Raw genomic sequence first — 15436 nt, 5'->3', positions numbered from 1 at the left:
GCCGGTGAACTCGTTGTGGACGCCGCCCGGGGGGGTGCCGAGCGCGCGGTGCACCTCGAAGCCGGCGGCGCCCCGGCCCGGACGCGCGCCCGGCCGGCCGGGCGCGCCGGGGACGGGCGGCCTCGCGCCGGCCCCCTGCCTGCCGGTGGCACCCTGCCGCCCCGGAGAGCCGGATCTGCCGGACGCGCCCGCGGCCGGCGGCCTCGCCGGAGAGCCGGATCTGGTGGGCCTACCGGATTTATCGGATTTATCAGATTTATCGGATCTGCCAGGTCTGCCGGTGCCCTCCGAGGCCGCCGGCCTGCCGGGCGAGCCCGTCCTGCCGGGACCGCCGGAGGTGGACGGCCTCGCGGCGGAGCCCGACCTGCCGGTCCGCCCTGCCCCCTGGCCTTTACCGGGTCCTTCGGCGGAGGGTCGCCCCCTGGCCGCACCGGACGCCTTCTCGTCGCCCTGTCCCCTGGCCGGAGAGCCCGCCCGGCCGGAGCCCGTGCTGGACGGTCTGCCCGAAGAGCCCGTGCGACCGGAACCGGACGACCTGCCCGAGGAACCGGGCCTACCCGGCCCGTCGGCGCCCTGCCCCCGGCCGGCGGAACCCGCACGGCCGGCACCAGGGGAACCAGACGATCTCGACGAGCCGGACCTGCCGGACGCCGGGGGCCTGCCCGGGGAGGCGGGCCCGCCGGGGCTGTCGGGGACACCGGGAGCACCGGAAGGCCCGGTGCCGCCGGAACCGGGCTTGCCGGGGACATCCGAGGCTCCGCCGGGACTGCCCGTCCGGCCGGGGCCGCCGGGAGACCGGCGGCCGGAGTTTCCCGCCGATCCGCCCGAGGAGCCGCCGCGGCCCTGTCCGGGCCCTCGTCCGCCGCTCTCTCTCACCGGCCCGTGCCCGGCACTCGCTCCTGCCCTGCGGGCGTCTGACCGTCGCTGGCGGCCCTGCTGGCGGGTTTGTCGGGAGTGATGACGCGCGCGGTGTCCCAGTCGGGCCCAAGCCCCTGGTACTCGTTGTTCTTCGCGACCGCGTCGGGCATCTCCCTGCGCATGTTCTCGCTCTGCTTCGCCTCTTTCTCGATGCGCAGCCCGCTGATCTCCTTGCGCAGCCCGTTGGCCCGGAAGGAGTCCTTGGCGAGCACGGCGTTCAGCAGCAGCAGGCTGACCAGGCCGCCGCAGAGCAGGCCGACCACGAGCAGCAGGAAGGGAGCCCTCGGCGCCCGCGCGCGACGGGCCGCGGGAGCCGCCTGGGCCGGCGCGGCCGGACCGGAGACGGGCCTGACCGGACCGCTGCGACGCCCCTGCGGCATCGCGCGGGGGACACGCACGGGACGCGCGCCGCGACCGGGCACGGCACGGCTGGGCGCGGCACGTCGGACGTCTGTCTCACTCCTCGTCAACTGCCTCACGGATCCTCTCTGCCGCCCGACACCGGGCAGAGGCCGCCCGCGGGTTGCGGGCCACCTCCTCTTCGCTCGGAAGCTCGGCTCCCCTCGTCAGGAGCGCGAACCGCGGCTGGTGAGCCGGCAGCGGGACAGGGAGGCCAACAGGGCCGGTGTCCCTGGTCCGCGCGGTGATGACCTGCTTTGTCAGCCGGTCCTCGAGGGAGTGGTACGCGAGCACGACGACGCGCCCGCCCAGCGTCAATGCGTCGAGCGCGGCTGGGAGCGCGCGTTCCAGCGCCGTCAACTCCGCGTTCACCTCGATCCGCAACGCCTGAAAAGTCCTTTTAGCGGGGTTGCCCCCGGTCCTGCGCGTAGCGGCGGGGATCGCCGTCCGGACGATCTCCGCAAGCCGCTTGGTAGACGTTATGGCCTCCCTGGCCCTTTCCTTGAGGATTAGATGCGCGACACGCGGGGCGAATCGTTCTTCTCCGTAATCCCGCAGGATCCGGATCAGCTCGGCGGCCGGATAGGTGTTGACCACGATCTCGGCCGTGAGCTCCTCGTCACGGTCCATCCGCATGTCCAGCGGCGCGTCGTAGGAGTAGGCGAAACCACGCTCGGCCTCGTCCAGTTGCGGGGAGGAGACCCCCAGGTCGAACAGGGCCGCGTCGACCCGGGGGTGGCCGGCGCCGGCCAGCACCTCGGAGAGCTCGTCGGAGACCGCGCGCACCAGCGTGATCCGGTTCGCGTACGGCGCGAGCCTGGCCGTGGAGCGCTCGATGGCGGTGGGGTCGCGGTCGATCCCGATCAGGTGGAGCGAGGGGTGCGCGGCGAGCAGCGCCTCGGCATGGCCGCCGAGTCCGAGGTTGGCGTCGACGAGCACCGGGGCGGGGCGGGCCAGCGCCGGAGCGAGCAACTCCAGCACCCGGTCGAGCATGACCGGGACGTGCCCCCCCGGCGCCTGGAGATCATGGCTGTGGTTCTCGGCGCGCATGAAGCGCAACCCTCCTTATTTCCCGCCCCGTCCCACGGACGCGCGGCGGACGCTCACCGGTGTCTTGAAACTGGCCCCCACCCCCGGGGCCGTCCGGCCAGGTCCCCATCCGCACCCGCGTATCCGTCCGTCACCTGACACCGGGGAAGGTGCATCAGCTGACGGGCAGGTGGTTGCGGGTGGAGACCTCGCCGAACGACGTTTTACCGATGAGTCGACCGTGGAGTCACAAAATCCCTGGCAGCACCTCCTCCGACAGATCGGCGAAAGCCTGCTCTTGGTCGGCCAGATAGGCGCTCCAGGCGTGCGCGTCCCAGATCTCCAGCCGGGTGTTGGCTCCGATGACCACGCAGTCACGGCGCAGGCTGGCGTATTCGCGCAGAGCCTGCGGAACGGTGATCCGTCCCTGCTTGTCGGCGACCTCGTCGGATGCACTGGCGAAGAGGACACGACTGTAGTCACGGACCGCCTTGGCGGTCACCGGCGCGTTGCGCAGAGCCTCGGTTATGCGCTGGAACTCCTCTACGGGAAAGACGTAGAGGCAACGCTCCTGGCCTTTGGTGATCACCAGACCCTCCGCCAGCTCCTCACGGTACTTCGCCGGCAGGAACAGCCGTCCCTTCTCATCGAGACGCGGGTGGTGAGTGCCGAGGAACATCGGCTCCACCTCCCGTGCCCAGCGGCGAACCAGGCGTCGCGGCCTTGCCCTCCACTGCGCACCACCATACTCCACTTCTCTCCACCGTCAACTGATTCCGCGCCTCTTCACGGCAGGTTTCGTCGACATTTCCCCAGTTCAAATGGGGTGGTGCGGAGTGGAGGGGGTAAGCGGCCCGTCATACGTCATGGGCGTGTCGGGAAGATTGCCGAATAGTCCAAAGATCATGAAATGGACTGTAAGGCGGTGAAGAATGATGGAAGGTGAAACAGCACCATGCCCGTCACAGGATCGGCACGTCACTCGCACAGGAACGCGACGATCATGGCGCACACTGTGGCTGATCACCCGAAATCATCCTTGATGACCGCATAAGGTCGCCGTTGGAACGCGCGGCGCCGTAGGGTCGTAAACAGAATGAGTAACGGGATCGCAAAGATTCCGCAACGGCAACCCCCGGCGCACAACCGCCGCATCCTCATGGAGGCCTGGTGGCAGTAACTCATGACGTCTCACCTCAGCTCGATGATCTTGTTGTCACCGCGCACCGGATCCGCCAGTCGATCGAATCGGTGATCGAAGGCAAAAGTGACGTCATCCGCCTGACCTTGACCGTACTACTCGCCGAGGGCCACCTGCTCATCGAGGACGTGCCCGGAGTCGGCAAGACCATGCTCGCCAAGGCATTGGCGCGCTCCATCGACTGCCCGGTGCGCCGCGTGCAGTTCACCCCCGACCTGTTGCCGAGCGACATCACCGGGGTGAGCGCCTACAACCAGCAGACCAGGGAGTTCGAGTTCAAGCCGGGCCCGGTCTTCGCCAACATCGTGGTGGGCGACGAGATCAACCGTGCCTCCCCGAAGACCCAGTCGGCGCTGCTGGAGTGCATGGAGGAGCAGCAGGTCACGGTCGACGGGGCGACCTACCGGCTGGACTCCCCCTTCATGGTGATCGCGACACAGAACCCGATCGAGATGGAGGGCACCTACCCCCTGCCCGAGGCTCAGCGCGACCGGTTCACCGCCAGGATCGCGATGGGCTACCCGGCCCCCTCCGCGGAGCTGGAGATGCTCGACGTGCACGGCGCCGCCTCCCCGCTGGACAAGCTGGAGCCGGTGGCCACCACCGAAGAGGTGCGGGCGCTGATCGAGGCGGTGCGCGGGGTCTACGTCTCCCAGCCGATCAAGAAGTACGCGATCGACCTGGTGACCGCCACCCGCCAGTCCCCCGACCTGAGGCTGGGCGCCTCTCCTCGCTCGACCCTGCAACTGGTCAGGGCCTCGCGGGCGCACGCGGCGCTCGCCGGCCGCGACTACGTCATTCCCGACGACCTGCAGGAGCTGTCCATCCCCGTGCTGGCGCACCGGCTGCTGCCCAGCATCGAGGCTCAGGGGCAGCGCCGCCCGCCCGAGCAGGTGATCGCCGACCTGGTCCGCCGGGTTCCCGTTCCCGAGGCCCAGGCCCGGTGACCTCCGGCCTCAAGGCGCTCACCGCCCGCGGCCGGTCCTTCATCGCGTCCGGCGTCGCGGCGCTGCTGTGCGCCTTCCTCCTCGGCGAGCACGACCTGCTCAGGATCGGCGTGCTGATCGTCTCGCTGCCGCTGCTGGCGGCCATGGTGGTCGCCCGCACCCGCTACCGGCTGAGCTGCGCGCGGCGTCTGGATCCGCCCAGGGCCGAGGTGGGCAGCGAGGCCACCGTGACGCTGCGGCTGGAGAACGTCACCCGGCTGCCGACCGGTCTGCTGATGGTCGAGGACACCGTTCCCTACGCCCTCGGCGCCCGGCCCAGGTTCGTACTGGACCGGGTGGAGCCGCAGGGTATCCGGGAGATCGACTACCGGGTCCGCTCCGACCTGCGCGGCCGCTTCACCATCGGCCCGCTCTCCATCCGGATCAGCGATCCCTTCGGCCTGGTCGAGCTGACCAGGTCGTTCACCATCAGCGACACGCTGATGGTGACGCCCCAGGTGGTGGCGCTGCCCCACGTCCGTCTGGTCGGCGAGTGGACGGGCGGCGGTGACAGCCGTACCAGAAGCGTCGCGGCGGCGGGGGACGACGACGTCGCCCCGCGCGAGTACCGGCAGGGCGACGACCTGCGGCGGGTGCACTGGCGCTCGACCGCCAGGCACGGCGAGCTGATGGTCCGGCGCGAGGAGCAGCAGTGGCAGAGCAGAGGCGCGCTGCTGCTGGACACCCGGCGGTACGCCCATCGGGGTGAGGGCCCGCGCTCGTCGTTCGAGACCGCGGTCTCGGCCGCCGCCTCCATCGGCGTGCACCTGGCCCATGAGGGTCTCGGCCTGCGCCTGGTCACCGACCAGGGGGCCGAGCACCTCACCGACAGCGGGCTGAGCCTGTCGCTGCTGGACACCCTGGCCGTGGTACGGGCCAGCCCGGCACGGTCGCTGGAGTACGGCGTCGGCGCGCTGCGCCAGGGCGGCGGCGACGGGCTGATCGTGGCCGTGCTCGGCAAGATGGACCTCGACCAGGCCCAGGAACTGGCCAGGGTCAGGCACGGCAACATGACCGGCGTGGCCGTGATGCTGGACGTGGCGGGATGGGAGCATCCCGAACTCGGCGAGAACGAGGACTTCCAGGCGGCGCGGGCGGTGTTGACGGGGACGGGCTGGCGCGTCGTGCGACTGGCCGCCGGCGCCTCCGTCGCGAGCGTGTGGCAGGACGCCGCGCAGCGCGGGCGATCCTTGGCGAGCAGGGGCAACGCATGAGACTTCCCATCGCGTCGGGCGTGGCCACGGGAGCGGTCGCGATCGCGCTCTATCCCCTCTTCCAGGGCGGCGCCTGGTTCTGGACCAGCCTCGGCGCGATCCTGGTCGTGACCGGGATCGGCGTGCTGGCCGGCCACTACAGGCTGCCCGGCTGGCTGGTGCCGCCCGCCCAGGTGCTCACGGTCTGGATCTACCTGACCGCGGTGTTCGCCGGCGACGAGGCATGGGCGAGGGTGGTGCCCACGAAGGAGTCGGTCCTGGCACTGGCCGAGCTGCTGGCGACGGGCTTCGCCGACATCCAGCGGTTCGCCGCCCCCGTGCCGGACAGCGACGGAATCGTCCTGCTCACCTGCGGCGGCGTCGGCCTGATCGCGATCACCGTCGACCTGCTGGCCGCGCGGCTGCGCAGGGCGGCCCTCACCGGGCTGCCGCTGCTGGCGCTGTTCACCGTCCCGGCGGCGGTGGTCGCCGAGCCGATCAGCTGGCCGGCGTTCATCGTCGGTGCCCTGGGCTATCTCGGCGTGCTCGTCGCCGACGGACGGGAGCGGGTCAGCCACTGGGGCCGGGCGGTGCTGGTGCGCCGGACGTCCTCCTTCACCGTCACGCGGCCCTCCTCCGATGCCGGGACGCTACGGCTGTCCGGCAGGCGCATCGGTTTCACCGCGATCGTGCTGGCCGTCCTGCTGCCCTTGCTGCTCCCTCCGCTGGAGCCCAACCCGCTGTTCTCGTTCGGGGTGGGCAACGGCAAGGGTGGCGGCAACTCGATCAGCATCCCGAACCCCATCGTCAACCTGCGCGGCCAGCTGTCGCTGCCGGAGAACTCCACGGTGCTGACCTACACGGCCAGCGACGGTGCGGCGCGCTACCTGCGGATGTACTCCCTCGACGTCTTCGACGGCGAGCAGTGGACGATGTCGGAGCCCAGGGGCCGCCCCGAGGACCGGACCTCCGACTCACCCATGCCACCACCCCCCGGCCAGGGCGTGGACGTGCCCGTCACGACGGCGACCCTCGACATCACGGTGAGCGAGCAGGTCAGGAGGCTGAGCTTCCTGCCACTGCCCTACCCCGCGTCCAGGGTCACGGTGGAGGGCGACTGGCGGCCCGACCGCGACACGCTCATGGTCTTCTCCACCAGGAACACCGCCGAGGGCCTGACCTACCAGGTGGTCACCGCCGAGCCCGAGCCCACGGCGGAGAAGCTCAGGGCAGCGGATCCGGCGGCCCCGGCGATCAAGGAACGGTACCTGGCACTGCCGGAGAGCCTTCCCGAGGAGATCAGGGAACTGGCCACCCGGGTGACCAAGCGCGACTCCAGCCAGTACGAGCAGGCGATCCAGCTGCAGGAGTTCTTCACGGAAAAGGGCGGGTTCACCTACGACCTGTCCACTCAGGGGCACGACGGCCCGGCGCTGACGGAGTTCCTGATCCGCAACAGGACCGGCTACTGCGAGCAGTTCGCCGCCTCCATGGCGGTGCTGGCGCGCGTCCTGGGCATCCCCTCCCGGGTCGCCATCGGCTACACCGGAGGCGGCAACCTGTCCGGACAGTGGCAGGTGCGCACCCACGACTCGCACGCCTGGCCCGAGCTGTACTTCGAGGGCACCGGATGGCTCCGTTTCGAACCCACACCGACGGGCGGGGCGGGCCAGGGCAGCGCGACGGTGCCCTCCTACACCCGGCCCGAGGTGACGTCGGCCACCCCCGACGAGCCGATCACGGCCCCGTCGGCGGACCCCGGCGACTCCGACCCCACCGGCGGGGCGGCGGCCGGCCGCCGTGACCGGACACTCGACCTCGACTCCGGCGGCCTGCCGATCGCACTGGACGAGGGCATGCCGCCGGCCGCGCGAATCGGCATCGGAGTCGTGATCGCGCTGCTGGTCGCGCTGATTCCGGCGATGATCCGCTGGCAGCTGCGGGCCCGCCGCGGCAGGTACCACACCCGGCAGGTCAGGGATCCCGACGGCGAGGATCCGAGCGACGCCACGGCACTCAGGATCATGCGGCGGGAGTCGGCGGTGCGGGCGTCCTGGGCCGAACTCGATGACGCTCTGTGCGACTACGGAATGTCACGGCAGCCGAGTGAGAGCCCGCGCGCGCTGGCCAGGCGGCTGACGGAGCAGTACGGGTTCGAACCGGAGGCCGCCGCCGCGCTGGGGAGGATCACCTCGGCGGTGGAGCGGACGCTCTACGCCAGGACCCCGGGTGAGACCGGCACGCTCCGTGCGGACCTGCGAAGTGTGCGGCGGGCGCTGGCCGCCACCGTGACCCGTGGCAGGCGGATCAGGGCTGTGCTGCTGCCGCCCTCCACGCTCCTGCGGATGCGGGGGCTCGGCGGGCGGGTGCTGGACGGCTTCGACCGGCTGGAGAACATCCGGCTCCGCAGGCCGGCCGGGAAGGGCGCCTGAGCAGGGCGGATCGACCGGATGGCCGGGGCCGCTTCCAGTCGGGAGCGGCCCTCGTCGTCAGGGGGGCGGGGAGGAGATCCGCCGCCGCGAACGGCGGCGAGCCCGGCGGCTAGTGCTCGTCGTTACGACGGCGCCAGCGCTCCTCCATGCGTTCCATGAAGCTCTGGCGGGAGCCACTGCGGCGTCCCCCCTTGCCTCGCGGCTGATCGGACGGTACGGCCGCGCCGGCCTCACCGAACCCGTTCATCCGCTTCCAGCTGGACAGACCCCACAGACACGCGGCGAGCATGACCACGAAACCGCCGACGCCGAGCGGGATGTTGATGATCACAACGCCGACCATCAGCAGGACGACACCCAGGATGAAGCCGATGGAGGCCTTCACCAGGCGGCGCCTGTAGTGGCTGCGCGGATCACTGATCCTGACGGTATTGGCCCACTTCGGGTCCTCGGCGTAGAGTGCCTGCTCGATCTGGTCGAGCAAGCGCTGCTCGTGCTCAGAGAGCGGCACGGCGCCTCCCAAGGACAGCCCCAGGACGGGGAAGACGGTGACGGACGACACGGGGTGTCCGAACCTCGCGGTCGGTTATCCCCAGAATACGAGGCTGTAGACGTAGACGAAAGAAAACGTCCAACGTAGTCCAAACCGGAGGCCGCGTCATGGATCTATTCCATCAAACGGCGGGCGAACAAGGGAGGCCGGGAGCACCGCATTGTGACCGAATCTGCGGGCGGCCCTGTCCATCGCCTGCTCGGCTTCCCGCCAGCCCGTCTCACGCTCTCCGAGGCCGAGCTGCCTGCTCGCCCCGTCGGCCGGGCTGAGGTTCTCCACCCGGACTCCGACCAGCCTCAGCTGGACGTTCTCCAGACCGGAGGCGGTGTAGAGGGCGCAGGCGACGTCGTACAGGATCTTGGCCACGTCTGTGGGCTCGCGCAGGCTCCGGGAGCGGGACAGGGTGGTGAAGTCGGCGCGGCGGAGCTTGACGCTGACCGTGCGGCCGACGCTGCCCCCCTGCCTGAGTCTGGCCGCGACCCGCTCGGAGAGCCGGAGAAGCTCCCTGCGGATCTCCACGGGGTCTGCGATGTCTGTGGCGAATGTCTCTTCCGCGCCGATGCTCTTGTCGGGAACGTGCGGGGTCACGGGGCGCTCGTCACGCCCCCAGGCGAGCGCCGCGAGGTGCTCGCCCGCCGCCTGCCCCAGCTCGCGCCGGAGCGTGTCCACCGGGACCCTGGCGAGATCGCCGACCGTCTTGATGCCGAGCCGGGCCAGTGACCGCTCGGTGCGCTCCCCGACACCCCACAGCGCCGCCACCGGGAGCGGGTGCAGGAAGTCGACCACCCTGTCGGCGGGAACCACGAACAGTCCGTCCGGCTTGCAGTGGCGCGAGGCGAGCTTTGCCACGAACTTACTGTTGGCGACTCCCACGGAGCAGGTGACGCCCTGCTCGCGCACGACCTGTTCACGGATCATCCGGGCGATCTCCGCCGGGGGGCCGAGGCGCTTGCGTGCCCCGCCGACGTCCAGGAACGCCTCATCGGAGGCTATCGGCTCGACCTCGGGGGTGAAGGTTTGGAAGATCTCCATGACACGCCGGGAGACCTCCGCGTACTTGCCGCGGCTCGGCGGGATGATCACCGCGTGAGGGCAGAGCCGTCGGGCCCGGGTCATGGGCATGGCCGAGTGCACCCCGAACCTCCGGGCCTCGTAGGTGGCGCTGAGCACCACCCCGCGCGCGCCGGGCGCGCCGATGATGACGGGGGTTCCGCGGAGCTCGGGGCGCTCGCGCAGCTCGACACCCGCGTAGAAGGCGTCCATGTCGACATGGAGGATCGGGCAGCCGGTGTCGTCCGTCCCCAGATCCGATTCCGGACGCGGCATCTGCTGCTTTCTCGACACGACGCCATTCTACGGGAACACGCGTTCGATGTGGTGCTCACCGGTGGCCAAGCACATGCAGTTGGGTCGCGATGTCACGGAGAACCGGGTGCGCCGCCGCCGCCTGCTCCAGGTCGACCAGGGCGCGTGCGGCTCCGGGTTCGCCGTCGAGCAGCCTGCTGGGCACCAGGTCGGCGAAGATCCGCACACCGTGCACCTCGCCGGGCGCGAAGCCGGTCACGGCGAGAAGCCGCTCCAGTGCCTCACGGGTGAAGCGCCTGGGAGTGGGGTCGCGGTCGCCCCAGCGACCCTCGGGGTCGTCCAGGACCTGGCGGGCCTCGTCGAAGCGTCCGGCGAAGGCCCGATGCAGCGCGGCGGCGAGCGGGTTCGCCGCGAGCACGCTGATCACGCCGCCCTCGCGCAGCAGGCCGGCCATGGCCGTCACCGCGCCGACCGGATCCTCCACGTACTCCAGCACGCTGTGGCAGAGCACCAGGTCGGTGCCACCGCTCGGGAGCAGCTCCCCCAGATCCGCGGCGTCACCCTGCAGGGCGCGCACCTCCACCCCCGCCTCCGCCGCGCGGCGCTCCAGCGCGGCGAGCGAGTCGGGGCTGGGGTCGACGACCGTCACGGCGTGGCCCAGGTCGGCCAGGGGAACGGCGAAACCACCCGTGCCGCCCCCGGCGTCGACGATGTCGAGCCGGTCACGGCCCGTCGCGGCCACCCGTTCGGCCAGCACGGCGCTCAGGACGTCCCATACGACCGCGGTGCGGACCGCCGGGGTGCCTGCGTGCCGTGAGATGCCTACGGCGTGCAACTTCAGATCGCCTCCTCATACGTGACGAGCCCAGCCTACGCCGCGCGTCCCCCGGCGCGGCCCAAGGACTATCCATACTCGTAATTGATCGAGTCTTTTTCCCCGTGCGGACGGGTCCGGCCGGCGTGCCCGGGGGAAGGCGGCCGGATCCGCGGGAAAGGGGGGCGTCCGGGGGAGGTGCCGGATGAGTGCCCGTCCGGGCCGCGGGGGTGTGCGAGTGGATGAGGAGCCGTGGGGACGTGCGCCGAGGCGGGGAGACGGAGGTCGGCTCCCCGCGGGGCGCGGCTAGAGCGTCAGCGACGGCTTGAGCTGCTTGAACCTGGCCATCAGGCCGTTGACGAACTGTGGCGACTCGTCGGTCGACAGCTCGGAGGCCAGGCTGACCCACTCACTGATGACGACGCCCTCGGGGACGTCGGGCATCCACAGCAGCTCGTAGGTGCCGCCACGCAGGAGGTTGCGGTCGACCGCGGGCATGCGGTCGAGCGTCCAGCCGTCGGCGTAGGCGGTGATCAGCTCGTCGATGCGCGTCCGGTGCCTGCACACGCCTTCGACGATCGTCGCGGTGTATTCGTTCACGGGCGGCTCGGCCCGCTCCAGGCGCTCGGCGAGAACGCTGAGCGGGTCCTTGCTCCGTGCCTCCGCCTCGAAGAGGATGTCCAGCGCGCGCCTGCGCGCCTTACCCCGTGCCGACATCAGGCGCGGCCGAGATAATCGCCGGTGCGGGTGTCGACCTTGACCTTCTCGCCGGTGGTGATGAACAGCGGCACCTTGATCTCGGCACCGGTCTCCAGCTTGGCGGGCTTGGTGCCACCGGTGGAGCGGTCACCCTGGAGGCCGGGCTCGGTCTCGGCGACGATCAGCTCGACGGCCGCGGGCAGGTCGACGTAGAGGACGTTGCCCTCGTTGATCGCCACAGTGGCCAGCATGTTCTCCAGCAGGTAGTTGGCCGAGTCGCCGACCGCGACCCTGGAGACATGGAGCATGTCGTAGGTCTCGGTGTCCATGAAGACGTAGTCGTCGCCGTCCATGTACGAGAACTGCATCTCGCGCTTGTCGACGTTGGCCACCTCGACCTTGACACCCGCGTTGAAGGTCTTGTCGACGACCTTGCCCGATAGCACGTTCTTGAGCTTGGTGCGGACGAACGCGCCGCCCTTGCCGGGCTTGACGTGCTGGAACTCCACGACAGCCCAGAGCTCACCGCCGTCGAGCTTGAGCACCAGGCCGTTCTTGAGGTCGTTCGTCGTCGCCACTAGTTCTCTCCTGCGTACGGCCGCTCTTAGAGGACGAGCAGCTCTTTGGTCGTCCGGGTGAGAAGTTCCGGCCCGCCATCACGCGCCACGAGCGTGTCCTCGATGCGGACACCGCCCCTGCCGGGAAGATATACCCCAGGTTCAACCGTGACCGGAACTCGGTCCTCTATTCTAGCGTGCTCGTGGTCAGGCTCTGGCTTTCGCGGAGACAGGAACGGCATCTCGTGGATCTCCAGCCCGACTCCGTGGCCGAGACCGTGCTTGAAGAACTCCCCGTATCCCGCCTCGGCGATCAGGTCGCGGGCCGCGGCGTCCACCTCGTGGAGCGCCGCACCGGTCCGCACGGCCCGGCGGCCGGCCCGCTGGGAGGCGCGGACCAGGTCGTACAGCTCGCGCTGCCAGCCGGCGGGCTCGCCGATCGCCACGGTTCTGGTCATGTCGGCGTGGTAGCCCCGGTACAGCGCCCCGAAGTCCATGGTGACCAGGTCTCCGCGCTCCAGCGGCCGGTCCGAGGGCGAGTGGTGCGGGATCGCGCCGTTGGGCCCGCTCGCGACGATCGTGTCGAAGGCGAGCCCGTCCGCGCCCAGCTCGACCATCCGGCGCTCCAGCGCCCTGGCCACCTCCTTCTCGGTCAGCCCCGGACGCAGTTCGGGCAGGACCTCGGCGAAGGCCCGGTCCGTGAGCTCGCACGCGGTGCGGATGAGATCGATCTCGGCGTCGTCCTTGACCATGCGCACCGACTCCACCAGTTTCGACAGGCGGAGCCGGTCGCCGCCCAGCCGGAAGTAGGTGGCGACGGACATGTGGTCGGCCTCGATGCCCGTCCGGCCGCTCTCCGGCAGCAGCGCCCCGGCGACGTCGAGTTCCTCGACCACCTCGATGTCGGCGCACAGCCGCCGGGCGGCCCCGATGTAGCGGGAGTCGGTGGCCAGCGTGGCGCCGGCGTCGGCCCGGACCAGGACCGCCGCGTTGGAGCTGGCCAGGCCGGTCAGGTAGCGCACGTTCACGCCGCCGGTGACCAGGATCGCGTCCGCCTCGTGAGCGGGGAGAAGGGCCGCGAGGTTCTCACGGCGCCGTACGTGGATGACGGTCATGGCACGCATGCTATTGGCCGATTTGACCAATGTCGTCCCCTTGGCCCGATCTCGCCGGCCCCCTCCCGGAACCGGAATCCGCCGATCGCACGCCCACCGGCTCCCGGTCTCCCGCGCGGCGGGTCAGGAGGCGAGTTCCCTGACCTTCTCGATGAGCCGCAGGCGCTCTGCGTGGGTGCGTCCCAGCGGGGCGACGTTGATGGTCGTGACACCCGACTCGCGCATCGCCTGCAGGCGCTCCCTGACGTGCCCCTCCGGGCCGATCAGCGACATCTTCTCCAGCATCTCCCGCGGAACGAGCGCGGCGGCCTCGTCCTTCTTTCCCTCCAGGTAGAGGTTCTGGATCTGCTCGGCCTCCTTCTCGTAGCCGTACCTGCGGGCGAGGTCGTTGTAGAAGTTCCTGCCCTTGGCCCCCATCCCGCCGATGTAGAGGGCGGCCATCGGGCGGCCCAGCTCCAGCCAGCCCGAGACGTCGTCGCCGATGGCCAGCGACGCCTGGGCGATCACGTCCAGCTCTCCCAGCGCCGGGTCCCGCTTGGCCCGGCCCGCCGCCAGGGAGGCCCCCCACACCTCGGCGGCCTTCTCCGGCATGTAGAAGATCGGCTCCCAGCCCTCGGCCAGCTCGGCGGCCAGCTCGACGTTCTTGGGGCCGATGGCGGCGATCACGACGGGGATGCGGTCACGGAGCGGGTGGTTGATGAGCTTCAGCGGCTTGCCGAGACCGGTCCCCTGGTCCGCGGGGAGCGGGACGGTGTAGTGCCTGCCCTCGTAGTTCAGGCGCTCACGCCGCCACACCTGGCGGCAGATCTCGATGACCTCGCGGGTGCGTCCGAGCGGGGCGTGGTACGGGACACCGTGGAAGCCCTCGATGACCTGCGGTCCCGAGGCCCCCAGGCCGAGGGTGAAGCGGCCGTCGGAGACGTAGTCCAGGCCCGCCGCGGTCATGGCCAGCAGGGCGGGGGTGCGGGAGTAGATCGGCAGGATGCCGGAGGCGATCTGCAGCCTCTCGGTCTTGGCCGCGATGTAGCCCAGCTGGCTGACCGCGTCGAAACTGTATGCCTCGGCGACGAAGACGATGTCGAGACCGGCCTTCTCGTAGTCGGCCAGTTCGGCCACCGTCTCCTTGAAGCCTCCCGAGTAGCTCAGGGCCATACCGATACGCATCGTGAGATCGTCCTTCCGCAGCGCCGACGAAACCGAATGTTGTTCCGTTGCCTTGGCTGTAAAGGCTATCGACTCACCGTCGAAGCACCAAGCCCCACCCGTCGGGCCGGTAGCCTACGCATTCCGGGGTGGGGGATCTTTGACGGCGACAAGGAGGGGCGTGCTGAGGCGGTCGATCATCGTGGTGGCGGGAGCCCTGGCCCTGACTCTTGGAGGGCACCGGCTCCTGCCGGAACTGGGCGGGTTCACCCCCGTGCTGGAGAGCCTCCTTCCCTGGCTCGGCGTCGCGATACCCATCCTGCTGATCTGCGCGCTGGCCACCCGCTCATGGCAGGTGATCTTCGCGGCGCTGCTCCCGGCGATCGTCTGGGGCCTCATGTTCGGCCCGACGCTGCTGCGCAGCCCGCCCGGTGGCCCCAGCGACCTGTCGGTCGCCACGCTCAACGTGGGCGCGGCCAACGCCGACTCGGCCGAGGCCGTACGGTCGGTCTCCAAGGGCCGTGACCTGGTCGCGGTGCAGGAGCTGACCGCAGGAGGCCCGGCTGCGGAGATCCTCAGCGAACGCTTTCCCCATCACTACCGGATCGCCACGGTCGGCCTGTGGAGCCGGTTCCCGATCGTCGAGGCCCGCAAGGCCGACATCGGCCTCGACTGGGCACGGGCGCTGCGAGCGGTGGTCGCCACCCCCAAGGGGAGACTGACCGTGTACGTCATGCACCTCGCCTCCGCCCGGCCGGGCCAGACCGCGCAGCGTGACGAGACCCTCGCCTACGCCCGCAGGATGATCGACAAGGACGACAGCGCGCGCCTGCTGCTGCTCGGCGACCTCAACACCGCCACCACCGACCGCAAGCGCTCCGGCCTGGTGCCGCCGCTGTCGGACGCCCAGCAGGAGGCCGGTACGGGGTTCGGCTTCACCTGGCCCGCGGCCTTCCCCGTCACCCGTCCCGACCACATCCTCTACCGCGGCCTGACCGCCACCGGGGCGGGCGTCGAGCGGGCCGCGGGCAGCGACCACCGCGCCGCCTTCGCCTCGCTGCGCCTGACCTCCCAGAAACCGGACTGACCGGA

14 protein-coding genes are annotated in these 15436 nt (G+C 70.6%); 4 read left to right on the top strand and 10 right to left on the bottom strand.

The genetic code is table 11. The features are described from left to right. Nucleotides 1-872: 872 nt before the first annotated feature. From ABT130_RS07135 to mraZ, 3 genes are all read right to left on the bottom strand, one after another. Complete coding sequence (locus tag ABT130_RS07135; protein ID WP_350924517.1) at nt 873-1316, bottom strand: hypothetical protein; 444 nt, start codon at nt 1314-1316, stop codon at nt 873-875. Between the two features lie 58 nt (nt 1317-1374). Continuing rightward, complete coding sequence (rsmH, locus tag ABT130_RS07130) at nt 1375-2367, bottom strand: 16S rRNA (cytosine(1402)-N(4))-methyltransferase RsmH (RefSeq protein WP_350953550.1); 993 nt, start codon at nt 2365-2367, stop codon at nt 1375-1377. A 226-nt stretch (nt 2368-2593) separates the two neighbouring features. Then, on the bottom strand, nt 2594-3025 hold the full coding sequence (mraZ, locus tag ABT130_RS07125) for a division/cell wall cluster transcriptional repressor MraZ (RefSeq protein ID WP_350924513.1): 432 nt from the start codon (nt 3023-3025) through the stop codon (nt 2594-2596). A gap of 491 nt (nt 3026-3516) precedes the next feature. On the opposite strand from mraZ, the gene ABT130_RS07120 reads away from it, so the two are divergent. From ABT130_RS07120 to ABT130_RS07110, 3 genes are read left to right on the top strand one after another with little or no spacing between them, the layout of a single operon-like run. Next, on the top strand, nt 3517-4494 hold the full coding sequence (locus tag ABT130_RS07120) for an AAA family ATPase (RefSeq protein ID WP_350924511.1): 978 nt from the start codon (nt 3517-3519) through the stop codon (nt 4492-4494). Then, nucleotides 4491-5747, top strand: coding sequence for a DUF58 domain-containing protein (locus ABT130_RS07115; RefSeq protein ID WP_350924509.1), 1257 nt, complete (start codon nt 4491-4493; stop codon nt 5745-5747). The genes ABT130_RS07120 and ABT130_RS07115 overlap by 4 nt, the downstream gene beginning before the upstream one ends. After that, on the top strand, nt 5744-8158 hold the full coding sequence (locus tag ABT130_RS07110) for a transglutaminase TgpA family protein (RefSeq protein WP_350953548.1): 2415 nt from the start codon (nt 5744-5746) through the stop codon (nt 8156-8158). Before ABT130_RS07115 ends, ABT130_RS07110 begins: the two co-directional genes overlap by 4 nt. A gap of 109 nt (nt 8159-8267) precedes the next feature. On the opposite strand, the gene ABT130_RS07105 is transcribed toward ABT130_RS07110, so the two are convergent. From ABT130_RS07105 to ABT130_RS07075, 7 genes are all read right to left on the bottom strand, one after another. Further along, nucleotides 8268-8669: an SCO2097 family morphological protein gene (locus tag ABT130_RS07105; RefSeq protein WP_030909878.1), complete on the bottom strand. Its 402-nt coding sequence runs from the start codon at nt 8667-8669 to the stop codon at nt 8268-8270. Nucleotides 8670-8816: 147 nt separating this feature from the next. Beyond that, nucleotides 8817-10037: a DNA polymerase IV gene (gene dinB, locus ABT130_RS07100; protein WP_350953556.1), complete on the bottom strand. Its 1221-nt coding sequence runs from the start codon at nt 10035-10037 to the stop codon at nt 8817-8819. A 55-nt stretch (nt 10038-10092) separates the two neighbouring features. Then, a complete protein-coding gene (locus ABT130_RS07095; RefSeq protein WP_350924505.1) occupies nt 10093-10851 on the bottom strand; it encodes a class I SAM-dependent methyltransferase in 759 nt (252 codons plus the stop codon). Between the two features lie 285 nt (nt 10852-11136). Beyond that, nucleotides 11137-11547, bottom strand: coding sequence for a transcription antitermination factor NusB (nusB, locus tag ABT130_RS07090; RefSeq protein WP_350953547.1), 411 nt, complete (start codon nt 11545-11547; stop codon nt 11137-11139). Continuing rightward, on the bottom strand, nt 11547-12107 hold the full coding sequence (gene efp, locus ABT130_RS07085) for an elongation factor P (protein WP_343979490.1): 561 nt from the start codon (nt 12105-12107) through the stop codon (nt 11547-11549). Before efp ends, nusB begins: the two co-directional genes overlap by 1 nt. Before the next feature lie 26 nt (nt 12108-12133). Continuing rightward, complete coding sequence (locus ABT130_RS07080) at nt 12134-13201, bottom strand: M24 family metallopeptidase (RefSeq protein ID WP_350924501.1); 1068 nt, start codon at nt 13199-13201, stop codon at nt 12134-12136. Nucleotides 13202-13324: 123 nt separating this feature from the next. Beyond that, entirely contained in the window at nt 13325-14365 is a 1041-nt protein-coding gene (locus ABT130_RS07075) for an LLM class F420-dependent oxidoreductase (RefSeq protein ID WP_350953545.1), read from the bottom strand. Nucleotides 14366-14525: 160 nt separating this feature from the next. Here ABT130_RS07075 and ABT130_RS07070 point away from each other — a divergent pair, with 160 nt between their 5' ends. Beyond that, nucleotides 14526-15431, top strand: coding sequence for an endonuclease/exonuclease/phosphatase family protein (locus tag ABT130_RS07070; protein ID WP_350953544.1), 906 nt, complete (start codon nt 14526-14528; stop codon nt 15429-15431). Nucleotides 15432-15436: the final 5 nt, after the last annotated feature.

This window comes from Streptosporangium sp. NPDC001681, assembly GCF_040298085.1.
Taxonomy (GTDB): Bacteria; Actinomycetota; Actinomycetes; order Streptosporangiales; family Streptosporangiaceae; genus Streptosporangium.
The sequence above is the reverse complement of the archived record's forward strand: the minus strand, read 5'-3'. Positions and strand labels throughout refer to the sequence as shown.